At 69.6% G+C, this 19,051-nt stretch carries 22 protein-coding genes; 14 read left to right on the top strand and 8 right to left on the bottom strand.

Annotation, left to right across the window (positions count from 1 at the left end; translation table 11 throughout):
• The first annotated feature begins 16 nt into the window (after positions 1 to 16).
• The 3 genes from H4N64_RS21950 (at position 17) to H4N64_RS21940 (ending at position 1,558) form a co-directional block, all read left to right on the top strand.
• Positions 17 to 490: a PaaI family thioesterase gene (locus tag H4N64_RS21950; protein WP_186284115.1), complete on the top strand. Its 474-nt coding sequence runs from the start codon at positions 17 to 19 to the stop codon at positions 488 to 490.
• A 19-nt stretch (positions 491 to 509) separates the two neighbouring features.
• Positions 510 to 1,247, top strand: coding sequence for an enoyl-CoA hydratase-related protein (locus tag H4N64_RS21945; protein ID WP_186284114.1), 738 nt, complete (start codon positions 510 to 512; stop codon positions 1,245 to 1,247).
• A 95-nt stretch (positions 1,248 to 1,342) separates the two neighbouring features.
• On the top strand, positions 1,343 to 1,558 hold the full coding sequence (locus H4N64_RS21940) for a phytanoyl-CoA dioxygenase family protein (RefSeq protein ID WP_186284113.1): 216 nt from the start codon (positions 1,343 to 1,345) through the stop codon (positions 1,556 to 1,558).
• 76 nt (positions 1,559 to 1,634) lie between these two features.
• Here H4N64_RS21940 and H4N64_RS21935 read toward each other — a convergent pair whose 3' ends face one another.
• Entirely contained in the window at positions 1,635 to 2,840 is a 1,206-nt protein-coding gene (locus H4N64_RS21935) for a nucleotide disphospho-sugar-binding domain-containing protein (protein WP_186284112.1), read from the bottom strand.
• Between the two features lie 160 nt (positions 2,841 to 3,000).
• Between H4N64_RS21935 and H4N64_RS21930 the strand changes: the two genes are divergently transcribed.
• On the top strand, positions 3,001 to 3,474 hold the full coding sequence (locus H4N64_RS21930) for an SRPBCC domain-containing protein (protein ID WP_186284111.1): 474 nt from the start codon (positions 3,001 to 3,003) through the stop codon (positions 3,472 to 3,474).
• Positions 3,475 to 3,487: 13 nt separating this feature from the next.
• Here H4N64_RS21930 and H4N64_RS21925 read toward each other — a convergent pair whose 3' ends face one another.
• Positions 3,488 to 4,066, bottom strand: a complete 579-nt coding sequence (locus H4N64_RS21925; protein ID WP_186284110.1) for an AMIN-like domain-containing (lipo)protein — start codon at positions 4,064 to 4,066, stop codon at positions 3,488 to 3,490.
• Positions 4,067 to 4,259: 193 nt separating this feature from the next.
• Here H4N64_RS21925 and H4N64_RS21920 point away from each other — a divergent pair, with 193 nt between their 5' ends.
• Positions 4,260 to 4,661, top strand: coding sequence for an SseB family protein (locus H4N64_RS21920; RefSeq protein WP_186284109.1), 402 nt, complete (start codon positions 4,260 to 4,262; stop codon positions 4,659 to 4,661).
• A 38-nt stretch (positions 4,662 to 4,699) separates the two neighbouring features.
• Here H4N64_RS21920 and H4N64_RS21915 read toward each other — a convergent pair whose 3' ends face one another.
• The 6 genes from H4N64_RS21915 to H4N64_RS21890 all read right to left on the bottom strand — a co-directional run bounded on the left by H4N64_RS21915 (position 4,700) and on the right by H4N64_RS21890 (position 9,894).
• Positions 4,700 to 5,089 carry a MarR family winged helix-turn-helix transcriptional regulator gene (locus H4N64_RS21915; RefSeq protein ID WP_186284108.1) on the bottom strand — a complete coding sequence of 130 codons (390 nt, stop codon included), beginning with the start codon at positions 5,087 to 5,089 and terminating at the stop codon, positions 4,700 to 4,702.
• 73 nt (positions 5,090 to 5,162) lie between these two features.
• Positions 5,163 to 5,513, bottom strand: a complete 351-nt coding sequence (locus H4N64_RS21910; protein WP_186284107.1) for a VOC family protein — start codon at positions 5,511 to 5,513, stop codon at positions 5,163 to 5,165.
• Between the two features lie 160 nt (positions 5,514 to 5,673).
• Entirely contained in the window at positions 5,674 to 6,705 is a 1,032-nt protein-coding gene (locus tag H4N64_RS21905; protein WP_186284106.1) for a LacI family DNA-binding transcriptional regulator, read from the bottom strand.
• Positions 6,702 to 7,607, bottom strand: coding sequence for a carbohydrate ABC transporter permease (locus H4N64_RS21900; protein ID WP_186284105.1), 906 nt, complete (start codon positions 7,605 to 7,607; stop codon positions 6,702 to 6,704). Before H4N64_RS21900 ends, H4N64_RS21905 begins: the two co-directional genes overlap by 4 nt.
• Positions 7,604 to 8,578 (bottom strand): ABC transporter permease subunit, encoded by a 975-nt coding sequence (locus H4N64_RS21895; RefSeq protein ID WP_186284104.1) that lies wholly within the window; start codon positions 8,576 to 8,578, stop codon positions 7,604 to 7,606. Before H4N64_RS21895 ends, H4N64_RS21900 begins: the two co-directional genes overlap by 4 nt.
• Complete coding sequence (locus H4N64_RS21890) at positions 8,575 to 9,894, bottom strand: ABC transporter substrate-binding protein (RefSeq protein ID WP_186284103.1); 1,320 nt, start codon at positions 9,892 to 9,894, stop codon at positions 8,575 to 8,577. The genes H4N64_RS21895 and H4N64_RS21890 overlap by 4 nt, the downstream gene beginning before the upstream one ends.
• A 184-nt stretch (positions 9,895 to 10,078) precedes the next feature.
• Here H4N64_RS21890 and H4N64_RS21885 point away from each other — a divergent pair, with 184 nt between their 5' ends.
• From H4N64_RS21885 to H4N64_RS21845, 9 genes are all read left to right on the top strand, one after another.
• Positions 10,079 to 12,100, top strand: a complete 2,022-nt coding sequence (locus H4N64_RS21885; RefSeq protein WP_186284102.1) for a beta-galactosidase — start codon at positions 10,079 to 10,081, stop codon at positions 12,098 to 12,100.
• Positions 12,101 to 12,220: 120 nt separating this feature from the next.
• Positions 12,221 to 13,780 carry a glycoside hydrolase family 53 protein gene (locus H4N64_RS21880; RefSeq protein ID WP_186284101.1) on the top strand — a complete coding sequence of 520 codons (1,560 nt, stop codon included), beginning with the start codon at positions 12,221 to 12,223 and terminating at the stop codon, positions 13,778 to 13,780.
• Between the two features lie 137 nt (positions 13,781 to 13,917).
• Positions 13,918 to 14,205: a helix-turn-helix domain-containing protein gene (locus tag H4N64_RS21875; protein ID WP_186284100.1), complete on the top strand. Its 288-nt coding sequence runs from the start codon at positions 13,918 to 13,920 to the stop codon at positions 14,203 to 14,205.
• A gap of 244 nt (positions 14,206 to 14,449) precedes the next feature.
• Positions 14,450 to 14,911 (top strand): fluoride efflux transporter CrcB, encoded by a 462-nt coding sequence (crcB, locus tag H4N64_RS21870; protein WP_186284099.1) that lies wholly within the window; start codon positions 14,450 to 14,452, stop codon positions 14,909 to 14,911.
• Entirely contained in the window at positions 14,908 to 15,264 is a 357-nt protein-coding gene (locus H4N64_RS21865) for a DUF190 domain-containing protein (protein ID WP_186284098.1), read from the top strand. The genes crcB (H4N64_RS21870) and H4N64_RS21865 overlap by 4 nt, the downstream gene beginning before the upstream one ends.
• Complete coding sequence (crcB, locus tag H4N64_RS21860) at positions 15,261 to 15,620, top strand: fluoride efflux transporter CrcB (protein ID WP_186284097.1); 360 nt, start codon at positions 15,261 to 15,263, stop codon at positions 15,618 to 15,620. The genes H4N64_RS21865 and crcB (H4N64_RS21860) overlap by 4 nt, the downstream gene beginning before the upstream one ends.
• A gap of 167 nt (positions 15,621 to 15,787) precedes the next feature.
• Positions 15,788 to 16,465 (top strand): FadR/GntR family transcriptional regulator, encoded by a 678-nt coding sequence (locus H4N64_RS21855; RefSeq protein ID WP_186284096.1) that lies wholly within the window; start codon positions 15,788 to 15,790, stop codon positions 16,463 to 16,465.
• Positions 16,462 to 17,925 (top strand): amino acid permease, encoded by a 1,464-nt coding sequence (locus H4N64_RS21850; RefSeq protein WP_186284095.1) that lies wholly within the window; start codon positions 16,462 to 16,464, stop codon positions 17,923 to 17,925. The genes H4N64_RS21855 and H4N64_RS21850 overlap by 4 nt, the downstream gene beginning before the upstream one ends.
• Positions 17,926 to 17,965: 40 nt before the next feature.
• Positions 17,966 to 18,982, top strand: a complete 1,017-nt coding sequence (locus tag H4N64_RS21845; RefSeq protein WP_186284094.1) for an asparaginase — start codon at positions 17,966 to 17,968, stop codon at positions 18,980 to 18,982.
• Positions 18,983 to 19,051: the final 69 nt, after the last annotated feature.

Raw genomic sequence — 19,051 nt, 5'->3', positions numbered from 1 at the left:
CACAAGGAGCACCGTCTTGAGTTCCGCGTCCACGAGTTCAGCGCCCGAGACTTCCGCGTCCTCGCACTTCGAGAAGCTGACCCGCTGCTGCATGCGCTGCAAGATCTCCCGGTTCCTCAACAAGACCATCGAGATCGAGAAGGCCGGCGTCGCGCGGGTGGCCATTCCCTTCCAGCCGGATCTGACGCAGAACGCGGACTTCCTCCACGCGGCCATGCTCTTCGAGGTCGGGGACACCGCCGGGTTCATGGCCGCGAACTCGATGGAGGAGACGTACAGCGTCCTGACGGTCGACTACCACATCAATCTGATCCGGCCGGTCCAGAACGAGGGCGTCTACGCCGTCGGCGAGGTGGTGACCGCGGGCAGGACGCTCTACGTCGCCCGCAGCGACGTCTACTCCGAGAGCGGCAAACTCGTCGCGGCAGGACAGGGCACCTACACCGTGTCCAAGATCCTCCTGTCCGACCTCGACGGCTACGACGACTGAACCGGCGAGGACTCGACAGGTGATCGACACGGCCGACCACGACGGCATCGCCGTTCTGACCCTGCGTCATGGACCGGTGAATGCACTCGACCTGGAGCTGCTCACCGCCCTCCCAGAAACCCTGGCGGAGGCCGCCGACGCCCGAGGCATCGTGCTTACCGGCAGCGGGCGCACCTTCTCGGCCGGGGTGGACCTGAAACGCATCGTCGACGGCGGCCCGTCGTACACCGAGACGTTCCTGCCGGCCCTGCACCGCGCGACGCTCGCCCTGTACGGCCATCCCAAACCGGTCGTCGCCGCGCTCAACGGCCATGCCTTGGCCGGTGGTTGTGTGCTGGCCGCCGCCTGCGACCAGCGGCTGATGTGCGGCGGAACCATCGGGCTCACCGAACTCGCCGTCGGCGTGCCGTTCCCCACGGCGTGTCTGGAGGTCATGCGCCACGCCGTCGGTACGGCACTGGACACGATGGTGCTTGGGGCCGGTCGGCTCACCCCCGAGGAGGCCCTCCCGATCGGCCTGGTGCACGAGATCGTCGAGCCCGACCGCCTGCTCGCCGCGGCACTGCGCCGTACGGAAGAACTCTGCTCAGCACCGCCCGAGGTGTACGCCCTGTCCAAGCGCCAGCTCCACCGGACCGCCCTTCAACGCATCGCCGCCGCCGCGCCATTGGAGGACCCCGAGGTGGCGCGGATCTGGAGCGCCGGGCCCACGGCCCGGATCCTGCGCGCGTACCTCTCGTCCCTGCGCCGAAGCTGACGAGCCCCCGACCCAGAGAGGACCCATGCAGTCGGAATCGACCGAGAACCCCGAACGGACCCCAGGACTACGCCTTCTGGGCCCACGAGGACGGCATGCCTGAGCCCGACGCGGTGACCATCGCCCTGCACCTCGACGACCCGTACGAGGCGAACGGACCGCTCACCGTGCTCTCGGGCTCCCACACCCTCGGCCTCGTGGCGACGGACGAGGCGGCGCCGCGGCGGGAACTTGCCGGTCAGGTCGCGTATCTCCTCCTCCGGGATCGCCTGCTCACTTACAACTCCGTGACCAACACCCGACCCGGCTGACCCGCCCGGCGTTCCTGGTCGCCCCCGACACGACACCGGTGCGGCGGTCGGTGAACGCCTTGGCCTGACCGGTGCCTCAGACGGAGTCGAGGAGCAGCCGCGCGGCCACCGTCGTCCCGTCGGTGCGGATCGTGCCGGCCACGGCCTTCGCCCGTGCGCCGGTCTCGGGGGCCAGCGCCACCGTGAGCGCGGCCGCCAGTGACTCGTAGGTGGGAGTCGGACCGTCGTGCGCCACGCCGACGCCCAACTCGGCGATCCGGTCGGCCCAGTACGGCTGGTCCGCCGTCTGCGGGACCACCACCTGAGGCGCGCCGGCCCGGGTGGCCGTAGTCGTCGTACCCGCGCCACCGTGGTGCACGACGGCGGCCACCCTGCCGAACAGCGACTGCTGGTTGACCTCGCCGACGATGAAGCAGTCGTCATGGTCGTCGACAGAGGCCAGGTCGGCCCAGCCGCGGGCCAGCACCAGGCGGCGGCCCTGGGCCCGAACCGCCTCCACGGCCACCTGGGCGACATCCGTCGAGGTGTGCATCGGCATGCTGCCGAAACCCACGTGGACCGGCGGTGCCCCGGCGTCCAGGAACGCCGTCAACTCGGCCGGGAGCGGGGCGGGATCGGGCACGATCCACGCACCTGTCTGGACGACACCGAGCTCCGGCTCCCCGTCCCACGGGTCCAGCACCGGGTCCGTCGCGAGCCACGGCCGGTCGCCGATGACGTAGTCGCGGACGTGGTCCACCGGTGCCAGACCGTTGGCCACCCGGTTGGTGTTGAGCGCCTCGCCGAACAACTCGTCGATGCGCTGGGCGTCCAGATCCCACAGCACCCGGTTGTCGGTCACCTCCGGCGGGAACGGCCGACCCCGATACGCCAGCGGCCGACGGCGCGGCGACGGCAGGGTGAGCTGCTGGAAGGTGACGGAGAAGGAGGGGATGCCCACCTTCTCGGCCACCGACCGCGCGCCCGCCGCGGCCGGCATCATGCCGGTCGCCACCAGCACGTCGCACTCCTCGGCCGCCGCGGCGACCGACTTGAACTGGGCGGCGATGATCTCGGCCGCGCGCTCGGACATGGACGGTGGCGGCACCATGCGCGTCAGCTCCCGCGCCGACGGACCGACCGGCACCATCGGCACCCCGATCCCCGCCAGCCGCCGCGCGAAGTCCTCGTCCGGCGGCGCGCACACCACCGCCTCCGCGCCGAGTTCCCGCAACCGGACCGCGAGTCCGGCCAGCGGTTCGACATCCCCGCGCGACCCGTACGTCGACAACAGAACACGCACTGAGCAACTCACCCATTTCTGCAGGCTCCGGCTGAGGGCGCTGATTCTGCGTCGCCAACTGGGCCTTGCCGCAAGCCCCCCGGTGGGCTATACCTTGAACACGGCAGGGAGGAAGCGCTCCTTGCCCTTTTTCATGTCGGGGCCACGTTATGTTCGCGCCATGTACTCGACGCGGGTCTCATGGCATGTGAAAGCACCGCGCGCGGCCGTGTACCGGGCGCTTGTGGACGCCGAAGCGGTGGCCTGGTGGCGGGTGCCGGACGGGATGACCTCGCACGTGCACACCTTCGAGGCGCGGGTGGGGGGTGACTTCCGGGTGTCACTGACGTACGACCTGCCGACCGGTACCGGGAAGTCGGGTGCGCACACCGACACCTACCACGGGCGTTTCACCGAGCTGGTGCCCGATGAGCGGGTGGTGGAGGTGCTGGAGTTCGAGACGGCGGATCCCGCGCTGCGCGGCACGATGACCATCACCACCACGCTCGCCGACGCGGACGGCGGCGGTACGGACGTACTGATCGTGCACGAGGGGATTCCCGACGCCGTGCCCGCCGCGGACAACGAGACGGGCACGCGTATGGCCCTGGCCAGGCTGGCCGGGCTCGTGGAGGGCGGTCAGGGCCCGTCGTGAGGGCCCGTCCCGCTCAGCGGGCGCCGGTCCAGTTGTGGGCGACGTCCAGGACGATCCGGTCGGTCAGCACCAGCACCCGGAACGGCAGGCGCGCGCGGACCCCGAGACCGACGAGCGTCTCCCCTTCGAAGCTGCCGGCGAACCGGGTGTCACGGAAGGTGCGATAGCCGGTGAGGTCGACCCCCGGCAGGGGCCTGTTCACCCGTCCCGGATAGGTGGGGGCACCGGTCTCGGGGTCGTAGGCGGGCGCGGCCACCCTGACCTCCAGGACGGCACCGCCGCCGACGGGTACATGATGGCCCGAGCCGTCCTGGTACAGCCGGTTCACATACCGGACCGAGTAGCCGAGGCCGGCCTTGCCCGCGCCGGGCAGGTCGACGACCATGCGGTCGTAGCAGGCGTGACGGCCGGTGCGTATGTTCTCGATCGGTGTCGCCGTCGAGGTGGACCGGACCTTGGGCAGGCTGCCCCAACCGGTCGGGCAGACCGTGGTCTGCGTAGAGGCGGCCGAGGCGGTGGCGGCGGGCAGCGCCGGCACGCCCAGGCCCGCGATGACCGCGAGTGCCACCCAGGTTGTTCTGATTCTTCGCATTGCGTCCCCCGACGTGTGCGTGGTTCTGATATCAGGGGAGACATCCGTCTTGCGGGAATGGTTGCGGTACATCACAAAAAATCCCGGTGGTACCCCCTGGCCTGGCCGCCCACCTGAGTACCCGCCCATGAATGCTCCACTCCGGATCGGGTACGCGGCCCCCACGACCGCCGCCGCTACCAGGGGATCTGTGATGGAGACACCCGCGAACCGCTATACCGCCACACCGGCCAGGCAGGCGCTGGACGCGCTGGCCGGGAACCATGAGGACACCGCGGCGCTGGACGCGCTCGCCGGGAGCGAGGTGCTGGTGCCCGTGCCGGACGACGCGAGCGAGGACGACGCCACCGACCCGGGCGCCGTCGCGCTGCCCGTCCTGGAGCAGCCGGACGGCGAGCCCGTGGTGCCCGTGTTCACCTCGGAGCCCGCGATGGCCGAGCTGCTGCCGTTCGTCGGCCGCTACCGGCTGGTGCCGTTGGGTGCGCTCGCCGCGCAGTGGCCCGCCGACGATCTGTCCCTGACGATCGACGCCGGCTCCCCGCACCCGCTCACACTGACCTCGGAGGGCGTACGCACGCTGCTGGCCAGGCCCTGAGCGAGGCCGCGCCGGGCCCGGCCACCACCCGGCCGGGCTCAGCCGTGGAGCATACGGGCCAGTGCGTCCCGCTGGAGCGGCAGTACCTTGGCGTGCAGGTCACGGCCCTTGGGGGTGAGGGTGACATAGACGCCGCGCCGGTCCTCGACGCAGATGGACCGCTGCACCAGGCCCTCCTTCTCCAGCCGGCCGATGAGCCGGGACAGGGCGCTCTGGCTCAGATGCACGCGTCCGACGAGGTTCTGCACCCGGCAGTGCTCGCTCTCCTCGGGCGAGGCGGTGGCGAGGATGTCGAGCACTTCGAAGTCGCTCGCGCCCAGCCCGTGGGGATGCAGCACACGGTCGATCTCGCACATCGTGCGCGCGTGGACCGACAGGATGTCCCGCCACCGTTCCTCGAGCCCGGCCTCGGCCGTTTTCGCTGCCATAACTGCACGGTAGCACCGGATCGGCCATTTGTTTACTGTGCAACTAGTGCATGTGCAATCGAGCTGGCGCCGACTACTTGCCCGGGTCCTGGAGCAGCCCGATCAGGTTCCCGTCCGCGTCCTTGACGAAGGCGATCTGCCGGCCGCCGCCGACGTCCTGCACGTCCTGCAGCGCCTCCGCGCCGGCCGCCAGCAGACCCGCGAGCGTCGCCCGGATGTCGTCGACGTGCCAGTACGGCACCGGACCCGTCATGCCCTTCGCGTGCCCGTTGGGGTCGAGGCCGACGTCCTGGCCGGCGTCCTTGTAGCCGACGTAGTACGGCTCGTCCGCATACGGCTCCACACCGAGCAGGGCACCGAACACGGCCTTCGCCCGGGCGAGGTCCTTCACGGGGTAGATGATCGTCTGAACACCGGCGGTCATGGCGTACTCCTTGCGTGAGACGGGGTCCGACGGGGTCGTCGGTGGTTTCACGCTAGGGCGGGGGAGTGGTCCACGGCTTCTTCGATCCTGACCGAGTGGGCCACCCGGGCAAGCGAAGGGCGCGCTGCGGTGCGGCGCGCCCATGCCTGAGGTGACGGTTCTACGCCGACTCGCGTCTCACCAGCTCCGTCGGCAGGATCACCGCCGCCGGGTCCTCGCCCCCGATCTGGGCCAGCAGCACCCGCACCATCTCGTTGCTGATGCGGTCGTAGGGCTGGCGGATCGTGGTGAGGGCGGGGGTGGACTCCGTCGCGGCGGTGGAGTCGTCGAAGCCGCCCAGGGCCACGTCCTCGGGGACCCGGCGGCCCGCCCGGCGCAGTGCCGTCAGCGCGCCCTGCGCCATCAGGTCGGAGGCCACGAACACGGCATCCATGTCCGGGGCCTGCGCCAGCAGCCGTTCGGCGCCGGCCTCGCCGCTGGCCCGGCTGTAGTCGCCGGAGACGATGAGACGCTCGTCGATCTCGACGCCCGCCTCGGTGAGCACCTCCTTGTACCCGGCGAGGCGATCGACGCCACCCGGGCTGTCCAGCGGACCGGTCACGACACCGATACGGCGGCGGCCCAGCGAGAGCAGATGGCGCACCATGTCACGGGCGCCGTCCCGGTCGTCGGCGGCCACGTAACTCACCTTGGAGCCGCGCCCCATGGGCTTGCCGCACTGGACGAGGGGTACCCCCGCCTGGCGCAGTTCCTCGGCGACCGGGTCTGCGGAGTGGCTGGACACCACCAGCACGCCGTCGACGTGACCGGCCGTGATGTACCGCGTTATCCGGCGCCGCTCGTCCTCCGTGCCGGCCAGCATCAGCAGCAGCGGGATGTCGTGCGAGGCCAGCGCCTGGGTGCAACACCGCAGCAGAACATTGAAGTTGGGGTCCTCGAAGAGCTTCTCCTGCGGCTCCGTCAGCAGAAAGCCGATCGAGTCCGAGCGCCCGGTGATCAGCGAGCGGGCGTGCCGGTTGACGACGTAACCCGTCTTGCGGATCGCGGCGTTGACCGCCTCCTGGGCGGTGGGGCTGACGTAGTGCCCGCCGTTGAGCACACGCGAGACGGTGCCCCGGGAGACCCCTGCCTCGCGGGCCACGTCATGGATCGTCGGCGGTTTGCGCCGGCCCCCCGTATTGCTCATGGTCATGACTTTACGGCCCCGGAGAGCAGATCGAGGCTCCAGAACCGCTGGATGACCAGGAAGAGTGCCACCAGCGGGATGACCGCGAGGAGGGCGCCGGTGATCACCAGGGTGTAGAGCGCCGGGGTGTTCGCGCCCTGCTCCAGGAGCGTGTAAAGACCGAGCGTGATCGGGAACTTCTCGTCGTCGCTGAGCATGATGTACGGCAGCAGGAAGTTGTTCCACACGGCCACGAACTGGAACAGGAATACCGTCACCAGCCCCGGCACCATCATCGGCAGCGCGACCCGGGTGAAGATCCGCCACTCGCTCGCGCCGTCCATCCGCCCGGCCTCGACCACGTCGGCCGGGACGGCGGCAGTGGCGTAGATCCGGGCCAGGTAGACGCCGTACGGCGACAGGATCAGCGGCAGCAGCACGGACAGGTACGAGTCCGTGACGTCGGCCTTCGCCAGCAGCAGGTACTGCGGGATGGCGAGGATCACCGGCGGCATCAGCACACCCGCGAGCAGCACGTTGAAGATCGTCTCCCGGCCGCGGAAGCGGTAGATCGCCAGCGCGTAGCCGCTGAACGCCGAGACGACCGTCGACAGCAGGGCGCCCAGACCGGCGTACAGGGCGGAGTTGCCCATCCACTTCCAGTAGACGCCGTCGCGGTAGGCGCTGAGGTCCTTGATGTTGTCGGCGAAGCCGCTGCCCGGCAGGAACGTGAACGTGGAGAACAGTTCACTGCCGGACTTGGTGGCCGCGATCACCACCCAGGCGACGGGCAGCAGGCAGTAGATCGCGCCGATGAGCAGCGTGATCGTCGGCACGAGCGCGATCCGGCGGCGCAGCGGCGGGCCCTGGGCGGTGCCGGGCGTGGTACCCGCCGCTGGCGAGGCCTTGCGGATGGCAAGAGAACTCATCGTGCTGCCTCCTGCTTGGTACGACGGTTCGCGGCCCGCAGGAAGCCGAAGGACAGGACGAGCGTGACGAGGGCGATGATCACGGCCTGGGCGGCGGCCGCGTAGATGTCGCCCTTGCCGAAGGCGTCCTGGTACACCTTCATCAGCGGACTCCACGTCGTGGACACGGAGTTGGTGAGCGGCTTGAGGGTGGTCGGCTCGTTGAACACCTGGAGCGTGGCGATGATCGAGAAGAAGAAGGTGAGCACCAGAGACGACGCCACCATCGGAATCTTGATCCTCAGCGCGATCTGCAGCGGGGTGGCGCCGTCCAGCTTCGCCGCCTCGTAGACCTCGGCAGGGATGGCCTGCAGCGAGGTGTAGATGACGATCATGTTGAAGCCGGTGCCGCCCCAGACCGCGATGTTCGACAGGGCGAGATACAGCGGACCGCCGTCCAGCAGGTCCGGCTGCGGCAGGCCCAGCTTGTCGAGCACGAAGTAGAACGGGCTGACGTCCGGCAGATACAGGAAGCCCCACAGCAGCGCCGCCACCACGCCGGGAATGGCGTATGGCAGGAAGATCGCGAGCCGGGTGAAGGGGGCGAGCCGCACCTTGTCGGAGTCGAGCATGAGCGCGAACAGCAGGGCGAGGCCCAGCATCACCGGGACGACGATGCAGCCGTAGCCGAGCACGCGCAGCGCGCCGTCCACGAGTTCGCTGTCGGTGAGGGCATCGGTGTAGTTCTCCAGGCCGGCCCAGACCTCCGAGCGGGCACCGGAGCCCAGGCCGAGGCCCGAGACCTTCACCTTGCGGAAGCTGAGCCAGAGCGCGTACCCGATGGGCAGCGCGAAGAACAGGGCGAAGAGGACGACTGCGGGGAGGAGGAAAAAGTAGGGCGCGCTTCGCGCTCGTTTGAGGGTGGTGGTGGGAGACGGGAGGGCGTACGGGGCCCCCTTGACCCCGTACGACTTCCGGCGTGCGCTGGTCACTCGGAGACTCCGAAGCCCTGCTTCTTCAGGTCGGCGACGGTGTCGTCCTGCATCGTGTTCAGGGCGGCGACGAAGTCCGACTTGTCCTTGGCGGCCATGCCGAACGCGTCCTTGAAGGTCGTGTAGGCGACGTTCACGTTCGGGCCCCAGGCGGACGGAGCGGTGCTCTTGGCTATCTCGGCGGCCTGGGTGTAGAAGTCGGCCTGGTTCGAGAAGTACTCCGGCGGGTTGGTGAACGCCCCGGACGTCTGGGCGTTGGTGGCGGCGGGGTAGATGCCGCTCTCCTTGGCCAGCGCCTGCAGGGCGGCGTCGTCGGTGTTCAGCCAGGCGGCGAACTTGGCGGCGGCGGCCTGGTGCTTGGAGTCCGTGGTGACGGCGGTGGAGGAGCCGCCCCAGCTGCCGGTGAGGTTCTCGCCCCCGGACCACTGGGGGAGCGGGGCCATGGCCCACTTGCCCTTGGTGTCGGGCGCGGCCGTGGTCAGCGTGCCCGGGGCCCACACCGCGGAGACCCAGGCGATCTGCTTGCCGGTGTTGAGCGCCTTGTTCCAGGCCGGGGTGTACATCGGCTGGTTGTCGATGGCGCCCTCCTTGACGAGGTCGCCCCAGAACTTGGCGACCTTCTGGCTCGCCGCGTCGTTGATGCCGACCTTCCACTTCTGGCCCTCGGTGGTCCACCACTGGGCGCCGGCCTGCTGGGCCAGGCCCGCGAAGAGGCCGGAGTCGTTGGCGGAGAAGGTGGTGAGGTCGGTGTCGGGGGACGCCTTCTTGAGCTTGCGGGCGGTCTCGGCGAACTCGTCCCAGGTCTTGGGGACGTCGAGCTTGTACTTCTTGAAGAGGTCCTCGCGGTAGTAGAACATCATCGGGCCGATGTCCTGCGGGACCGCGTAGACCGCGTCCGTGCCCAGCGTGGTCTGCTGCCACACACCGTCGGCGAACCTGGTCTTCGCCTCGCCCGTGTCCTTCGAGATGTCCGCGAGCGCGTCATTGCTGACCAGTGTGGGCAGCGCCTGGTACTCGGCCTGGACCAGGTCGGGCGCCTTGCCGGCCTTGTGCGCGGTGAGGATCTTGGTGACCAGCGTGTCGCCGGACGCCTGCTTCTTCACCGTGACCTTGATCTGGTCCTTCTTGCCCGGGCCGTCGTTCCAGAGGTCGACGACCTTGTCCATGCCGGGCGTCCACGTCCAGTACGTGAGCGAGACCGGTCCCGATTCGGCCTCGGTCTCGTCGTCGGACGAGCCGCACGCGGCGAGGGCGGTGGCTCCGAGGACAACAGCGATGGTGGATGCCACGAGGCGGCTGCGCTTCGTGATGGGCATGGATCTCTCCCCTGACCTGGGGTTCCCGCCTGCTGCGAGAACCTGCCATGCTTCTGTGAGCGTTCACAGTAGAGAAACATCCCGGACACTTGTCAATGGTTGTTGCTGTGCGGTTATGTTGGGCTCGCACCGCCGCCGCTGTGTGTGCACGTTCCCAAATGATCGACTTCACGGGAGAGATTCCATGCCGGAGACCAGCCCCAGGGGCCTCACCAGGCTCGCCTTCGGTGGGGACTACAACCCCGAGCAGTGGCCGGAAAGCGTCTGGCACGAGGACGTCCGGCTGATGCGGGAGGCCGGCGTCACCATGGTGAGTGCCGGAATCTTCTCCTGGGCCCTGCTGGAACCCGCACGCGGGGTCTACGACTTCGGCTGGCTGGACCGCCTGCTCGACCTGCTGCACGACAGCGGCATCCGCGTCGACCTCGGCACCCCCACCGTGGTCCCGCCGGTCTGGTTCTACCGGGAGCACCCCGAGGCGCTGCCGGTGACCGCCGACGGCGTGCGCTACGAGTTCGGCTCCCGGGCCGCCATCTGCCACAGCAACGCCGACTACCGCGCCGCCGCCGCGAACATCACCACCCGGCTCGCCGAGCGCTACGCCGACCACCCGGCCCTGGCGATGTGGCACGTGCACAACGAGTACGGCGTCCCCGTCTCGGCCTGCTACTGCGACTCCTGCGCCGCCCACTTCCGCCGCTGGCTGGAGACGACGTACGGCACCGTCGAGGGCGTGAACCAGGCCTGGGGCACCGCCTTCTGGGGCCAGCGCTACACGGACTTCGCGCAGATCAACCCGCCGCGCACCACCCCGACCGTCGGCAACCCGGCCCAGGCGCTGGACTACAAGCGGTTCGCCGACGCCACCATGCGCGAGAACTTCCGTATGGAGCGGGACATCCTGCACCGCCTCACCCCGGGCATCCCGGTGACGACCAACTTCATGACCGCCCTCAGCCAGTGCGACTCGGTCGACTACTGGGCCTGGGGCCGTGAGGTCGACATCGTCACCAACGACCACTACCTGATCACCGACGGCCGCCGCACCCACGTCAACCTCGCCATGGCCGCCGACCTCACCCGCTCGGTGGCCGGCGGGGCACCCTGGATCCTGCTGGAGCACTCCACGTCGGGCATCAACTGGCAGCCCCGCAATCCCGCCAAGGCCCCCGGCCAGATGGCCCGCAACTCCCTCGCCCATGTGGCGCGCGGCTCCGAGGGTGCCATGTTCTTCCAGTGGCGCCAGTCCCGGCGGGGCGCCGAGAAGTTCCACTCGGCGATGGTCCCGCACGGCGGCACGGACACCCGCGTCTGGCGCGAGGTCGTCGAACTCGGCGCGTCCCTCGACTCGCTCAGCACGATCCGCGGCACCCGCACACAGGCAGACGTCGCCGTCCTGTGGGACTGGCACTCCTGGTGGGCGCAGAACCTCGACTGGCGCCCGAGCGAGGACCACGACCCCCGCGAACGCGCCGACGCCTTCTACGAGGCCCTCTACGACCGCCACCTCACGGTCGACTTCGCCCACCCGGAAGCCGACTTGTCGGCCTATCCCCTTGTGGTCGTGCCCGCGTCGTATCTGATGACGGAGGCGGCGGGGAACAACCTGAAGGAGTACGTGTCAGGCGGCGGCACCCTCGTCGTGTCGTACTTCTCCGGCATCGTCGACGAGCACGACGCCGTGCACGAGGGCGCCTACCCCGGCCCGCTGCGCGATGTCCTGGGCCTGACCGTCGAGGAGTTCTCGCCGCTGCTCAAGGGCGACACGGTCCGCATCGCCGGCCCCGACGGCTCCGAGCTCACCGGCGATGTGTGGACCGAGTTCGTGGTGCCGGGTGAGGCCGAGACGGTGTGGACGTACACGGACGGACTCACCGCCGGCCGCCCCGCGGTCACCCGGCACCGCCTCGGTGAGGGCACCGCCTGGTACGTGTCCACCCGTCTCGACGCGCAGGGCCTCGACGCCCTGCTCGGCTGGGCCACCGAGGACGCCCGGATCGCCCCGCGCGCCGACCTGCCGCACGACGTCGAAGTGGTGCGCCGCACCGGCGAGTCGGGCACCTACCTCTTCGCGATCAACCACAGCCCGTCGGACGCCAAGGTGCCGCTGGAGGCACCCGGCACCGAACTGCTCACGGGCGAACGAGCCGCGGGCCGCCTCGAAGTGCCCGCCGGAGCCGTCCGGGTCGTCAGGCTCGACGGCTGAACCGACTCCCCTCCGCCCGCGCGTGCCACGAGAGCCGCGGGCGGAGGGGTTCCCTCGCTCGCTGATCCCGGGCGAGGGGAACCCTCATCCCCATTCACGTCGAAGGGACGACGGACGAAGATGTTCCATCCCAGACGCACCCTAAGGGTCCTGCTGCTGCCGCTCGCGGCCGGGCTCGCCCTCACCGCCCTGCCCGCGCAGACCGCTCAGGCGGCCAGCACGCTCACCAACGGCGGTTTCGAGTCCGACGGCGCGGGAGCTGCCGCGCCGGCCGGCTGGTCCGAGTACGGCACCACCGCCGCCTCGTTCTCCGAGTCCGGTGGCCACAGCGGTAGTTACCGCCTGAGCCACTGGTCGTCCTCCGCCTACAAGGTGGAGACGTACCAGTACCTGTCAGGGCTGACCAACGGCAACTACAAGCTCACCGCCTGGGTCCGCTCCGGCGGTGGCCAGAACTCCGCCTACATAGCCCTGAAGAACTGCGGTGGCACCGAGCAGCGCACCAACCTCCCGGTCTCCGCCAGCGGGTGGATCCGGATCGTGGTGCCGGTCAGCGTCACCAACAACCAGTGCACGATCAGCATCAACAGCGACGCCAACGCGGGCAACTGGATCAACGTCGACGACCTGACCTTCGCGTCGGGCACGGGCGGCACGACCATCAAGGGCTCCGACGTCTCCTCGCTCGCCAAGAGCGAGGCCCTCGGCGGCACGTACAAGAACAGCTCCGGCACGACCGGCGACGCCCTCGCCATCCTGAAGTCCGCCGGACAGAACTACGCGCGCGTCAAGGTCTGGGTGAACGCGGCCGACGGCTACAACGGCAAGGCGGAGGTCCTGGCGCTGGCCAAGCGCATCAAGGCACAGGGCATGAAGCTGCTGGTCGACTTCCACTACTCGGACACCTGGGCCGACCCGGGCGCCCAGAGCAAGCCGGCCGCCTGGGCGGGCCACTCCTACAGCCAGTTGAAGACGGACGTGTACAACCACACGTACGACGTCCTCAACGCGCTGAAGGCGCAGGGCACCACCGCCGACATGGTCCAGGTCGGCAACGAGATCAACGGCGGCATGCTGTGGAACGAGGGATCCACCAGCAACTGGTCGCAGCTCGCCGGTCTGCTCAACTCCGGCTACGACGCGGTCAAGGCGGTCAACTCCTCCACCCAGGTGGCGCTGCACCTCGCCAAGGGCGGTGACCTGAACGGCACCCGCTGGTGGTTCGACAGCGCGGTCGCGAACGGCGTGAAGTTCGACGTCATCGGCCTGTCGTACTACGGCTACTGGCACGGCTCGCTCTACGACTTCCAGACCACCCTGGACGACGCGGCCTCCCGCTACGCCAAGCCGGTCTTCGTCGCCGAGACGGCCTACCCCTTCCGGCTCGACAGCGAGGACTCGCACGAGAACATCATCAACCTGGAGAGCGAGCTCGTCTCCGGCTACCCGGCCACCACGGCCGGCCAGACCCGGTGGATGAACGACATCGCGAGCATCGTGGAGGCCGTGCCGAACGGCCGTGGACTCGGCGTCTTCTACTGGGAGTCGACCTGGACCGCGGTCACCGGCAACGGCTGGGACCCGACCGACGCCTCCTCCGGCAACGGCTGGGAGAACCAGGCCCTGTTCGGCTACGACGACAAGGCCCTCCCGGCGATGGCGTGGTTCAGCCACCGCTGACCCCGCCGTGAGTGACAGGGGCCCGGCTGCGGGAACGCGCGGCCGGGCCCCACCCGTCGTAACTCCGGACATGTCGGTATCGACTGCGGGACATTGGGGAACACGCTCAACGAGGAGGCCCGGACGGAGGGGACACGATGTTGAGGACACCGGTGAGCCAGAGGCGTCTGGACATCCTGGAGTGGCTGAAGGATCCGGCCGCGCACTTCCCGCCCCAGCGCCATGGCGACCTCGTCGAGGACGGCGTCACCCGCGACGCCGTCGCCGCGAAGCTCGGAGTGCCCCGCCAGGTCGCCGACAGCCATCTCGCCCTGCTCGCCGGCATCGGCCTGCTGCGCACCCGGCGGATCGGGCGGCGCACCTACTACCGCCGCGACGAGGTGCGCATCGCCGAGGTCGCCCGCATGTTCGAGAAGGGCTGGTAGGAGACGCGCATGAACCGTCCCCGGACCCTTGTCCCGCACCGGTACGTGGCCATCGGCGGCCGCGGCCCCCGAAGTGACCGGGCCTGACACCGGGCGTTAGGCTGGTTCCCGGCCGCGATCACCCTCGCGGCGCGGCGGTGGGGCCCGCCGTACCCGAACCGCGGCACAGCCGCCGCCAACGGTCCCTACTTGCACTGGCGCGTGCCCGCGGTCCCGGGCTCCGGCGAGTAGGAGACGTACGACCATGACAGCCCCCGACACCGAGAGTCTGTCCGTCCGGCCCCGTCCGGCACGGCTGCCGCTCCTGCGCGGCCAGGCACCCGTCGTCGCCGTGGTCGCGCTCGGCGGGGCCCTCGGAGCCACGGCCCGTTACGCGCTGACCCTGGGGTGGCCCCTCCAGCCGGGCGGGTTCCCCTGGGCGACCTTCTGGACCAATGTCGCCGGCTGCGCCGTCATCGGGGTCTTCATGGTGGTCATCACGGACGTGTGGGCCGCCCACCGCCTGGTCCGCCCCTTCTTCGGCACCGGCGTCCTCGGTGGCTTCACCACCTTCTCCACCTACGCCGTCGACTTCCGGGAACTCGTCGACTCCGGCCATACGGGCACCGCTCTGGCTTACCTCGTCGCGACCCTCCTCGCGGCCCTCACGGCGGTGTGGCTCGCCGCGACCGCCACCCGCCGCGCCTTGAACCGGAGGCAGCGATGACGCGACTGACCGGCCGGGCCCTGCGCGTGACCGTCTTCATAGGCGAGCACGACACCTGGCACCACAAGCCCCTCTACAGCGAGATCGTGCACCGCGCCCACGCCGCAGGGCTCGCCGGGGCCAGCGTCTTCCGCGGCATCGAGGGCTTCGGCGCCTCCTCCCTGATCCACACCTCGCGGCTGCTGACCCTCAGCGAGGACCTGCCGGTCGCGATCGTGATCGTCGACACCGAGGAACGTGTGCGGGCCTTCCTGCCGCAGCTCGACGAGCTCGTCTCCGAGGGCCTGGTGATCCTCGACGACTGCGAGGTCATCCGGTACGCCGGCCGCACCGAGGGTGAGAACTCGTTGTGAACTGGCTGCTCGTCGTCGCGGGCGCCATGATCGGCGCCCCCCTCCGCTACCTCACCGACCGCGCGGTGCAGTCCCGGCACGACTCGGTGTTCCCGTGGGGCACCTTCGCGGTCAACATCACGGGCTGCCTGATCCTCGGCCTGGTGACCGGAGCCGCGAGTTCCCACGTCCAGCTGCTGCTCGGCACCGGTCTGTGCGGGGCGCTGACGACGTACTCGACCTTTTCCTACGAGACCCTGCGGCTGGCCGAGACCGGAGCCGGGCTCTACGCCGTCGCCAATGTCGCCGGGAGCGTGACGGTGGGCCTGGGTGCCGCCTCCACGGGCGTATGGCTCACCGGGGCGGTGTGGGGTTAGGCCGGTCCACCGTCGCCCCGGGGTGTGGCGCGGCATTCACGCCGCGCACCTCGCTGAAACTTTCCTTTCACCCGCCTTGACAGCACCCTCCTGACACCCGGAGTATCACTCCCGTGAACCTGTCAGACAGCCGGACAGCCGGACAGCCTCCCAGGCGCGTCAGTGCCATGGAAGCGGTGCTCGCGCATCTGCGCGCCGCCATCGAGCGCGGTGAGTATGCCGTGGGCGACAAGCTTCCCTCCGAGGCGGAACTGTGCCGCACCCTGGAGATCAGCCGCCCCGTGCTGCGTGAGGCCCTGCGGGCCCTGCAGACCATGGGTCTGACCGTCTCCAAGACCGGCAAGGGCACCTTCGTCGTCGCGAGCACCGTCGAGGACCCCACCTTCGGCGACTACGCGGCCAGCGATCTGCTGGAGGTGCGCCGGCACGTCGAGATCCCGGTCGCCGGATACGCGGCGGTGCGCCGCACCCCGGAGAACCTCGACCACCTGGCCCATCTGCTCGACCGTATGGAACGGGAGACGGACACCACCGCGTGGGTCGCGATGGACACGCTCTTCCATCTCGCCGTGGCCGAAGCCGCCCAGAACCCGGTCTTCCGCCGGGTCATCGAGGAGATCCGGGACGCGCTGGCGCGTCAGTCGGCCTTCCTCAACGAACTGGGCGGCCGCCGCGAGCAGTCCAACCGCGAGCACCGGGCGATCGTCGAGGCGCTGATCGACGGTTCCGAGCACGACGCGACCGAGGCCATGGCGCACCACCTCGACCGCGTCGAGACCACCCTCACCGACATCGTGCGCCCCGCGCGCACGAGCACCACCACGGAAGGCGGACCCGAGGCGTGAGCGAGCAGTCCCTGCACAATGAGGTGCAGACCGGGCACGGAGGCCCGCAGAAACGTTCCGGCCATGTCGACGCCGGAGACGCGGGCTACAGCAAGTCCCTGAAGTCCCGGCACGTCAACATGATCGCAATCGGCGGAGCCATCGGCACCGGCCTCTTCCTCGGCGCCGGCGGCCGCCTCGCCGACGCCGGCCCCTCCCTCTTCATCGCCTACGCGGTCTGCGGAATCTTCGCCTTCCTCGTGGTCCGCGCGCTCGGCGAACTCGTGCTGTACCGGCCCTCGTCCGGCGCCTTCGTGTCGTACGCCCGTGAGTTCATGGGCGAGAAGGGCGCGTACGTCGCGGGCTGGATGTACTTCCTGAACTGGGCCACCACCGGCATCGCCGACATCACCGCCGTGGCCGTCTACACCCACTACTGGGGCATGTTCTCCGACATCCCCCAGTGGGTGATCGCGCTGATAGCCCTGGCCGTCGTGCTCACCGTGAACCTGATCTCGGTGAAGATGTTCGGCGAGCTGGAGTTCTGGTTCGCGATCATCAAGGTGGGCGCGCTCGTGGCGTTCATGCTGATCGGTATCTTCCTGCTGGTCACCCAGCACCCCATCGACGGTCACGACCCAGGACCGTCCCTGATCACCGACCACGGCGGCGTCTTCCCCAACGGCCTGCTGCCCATGCTGCTGATCATCCAGGGCGTCGTCTTCGCCTACGCCTCCGTCGAGTTGGTCGGCGTCGCGGCCGGCGAGACCGAGAACCCCGAGAAGATCATGCCGAAGGCGATCAACTCGATCATGTGGCGCGTGGGCCTGTTCTACGTCGGCTCCGTCGTCCTGCTGTCGATGCTGCTGCCCTGGACCGCGTACACGGCGGGGGAGAGCCCCTTCGTCACCGTCCTGTCCAACATCGGCGTCCCCGCGGCCGGCGGCGTGATGAACCTGGTCGTCCTCACCGCGGCCATGTCCTCGCTCAACTCCGGCCTGTACTCCACCGGCCGCATCCTGCGCTCCATGGCGATGTCCGGCTCCGCCCCGAAGTTCACCGGCGTGATGAGCCGCAGCCAGGTCCCGTACGGCGGCATCCTGCTCACCAGCGGTATCTGTGTCCTCGGCGTGGGCCTCAACTTCGTCGTCCCCGCCGACGCGTTCGAGATCGTCCTCAACTTCGCGGCGATCGGCATCCTCGCCACCTGGGGCATGATCATGATCTGTCATCTGCTCTTCTGGCAGAAGACCCAGAAGGGCGAACTCACCCGCCCCGGCTACCGACTGCCGGGCTCCCCCTGGACCGAACTCGTGACGCTGGCCTTCCTCGCCTCCGTCCTGGTCCTCATGTACGCCGACGGAGGCGCCGGCCGCACCACCGTGCTGTGCCTGCCGCTGATCGTCGGTGCACTGGTCGCGGGCTGGTACGGCATCCGCCGCCGGGCCGCGTCCATTTCAACCCCCAAGGCCGACGCGTGACCCGCACCCCGGCCGTCACCCACTCATGAATCAGGCAGTCATGTTCAGCAGTTCCCTCGCGGACCCACCCCTCGTCCGTGAACCCCTCCACGCCCCCGTCGCCCACCTCGTACGCGGCGGGGTCGTGGAAGGGATCCACTACGGCTCGGTCGTCGTCCTCGGCACCGACGGCGAGGTCCGGTTCCAGCTCGGCGACATCGAGGCCGCGTTCTACCCGCGCTCGGCCCTCAAGCCCGTCCAGGCCGTCGCCATGGTCCGCGCCGGGCTGCCGCTCGACGGCGAACTCCTCTCCCTCGCCGCGGCCAGCCACTCCGGCGAGGAGCGGCATCTTGCCGGTACCCGGCGGATCCTGGAGCTCGCGGATGTTCCCGAGAGCGCCCTCGGCAACGTCGCGGACATGCCGTTCGACCCGGTCGTCCGTGACGCGTGGATCCGCGAGGGGAGGATGCCGTCGCAGCTTGCCCAGAACTGCTCGGGCAAGCACGCGGCGATGCTGTACACCTGCCGGTTGAACGGCTGGTCCCTGGACGGTTACCTCGACCCGGGGCACCCGCTTCAGCAGGCGATCGCCGAGATCGTGGAGGATCTCACGGGGCAGCGCATCGCCCAGGTGACCGTCGACGGGTGCGGTGCGCCGTTGTTTTCCGTCTCGCTGCACGGGCTGGGGCGGGCGGCGGCTCGTATCACCACCGCCGCGCCCGGTACGCCCGAGGCGCGGGTCGCCGACGCGATGCGGGAGCATGCCGAGATGGCCTCCGGGTCCGGGCGGGACGTGGCCGCGCTGATGCGGGCCGTGCCGGGGCTGTTGGCGAAGGACGGGTTCGAGGGTGTGCAGGTCGCTGCGCTGCCTGATGGGCGAGCTGTTGCCGTGAAGATCGCCGACGGTGCCAATCGGGCGCGGATCCCTGTCGGGGCGGCGGCGCTTGCGTGGGCCGGGGTCGATCCGTCGTTGCTTACCGAGTTTCAGGGTGAGGCGCTTCTCGGGGGCGGCCGGGCGGTTGGGTGTGTACGGCCTGTTCGTTCGCTGGAGCCTGTTGCTGTTTCCGGTTGCACCTAAGGATTTGCCGGATCTGTTGTTCGGCGGCTGCCGGCCGGTTGTGGCTGGTCGCGCCCACGCGGCGGAGCC

Source organism: Streptomyces cupreus, assembly GCF_014257025.1.
GTDB classification, from domain to species: Bacteria; Actinomycetota; Actinomycetes; order Streptomycetales; family Streptomycetaceae; genus Streptomyces; species Streptomyces cupreus.
This window is presented reverse-complemented; position numbering and strand designations above follow the sequence as displayed.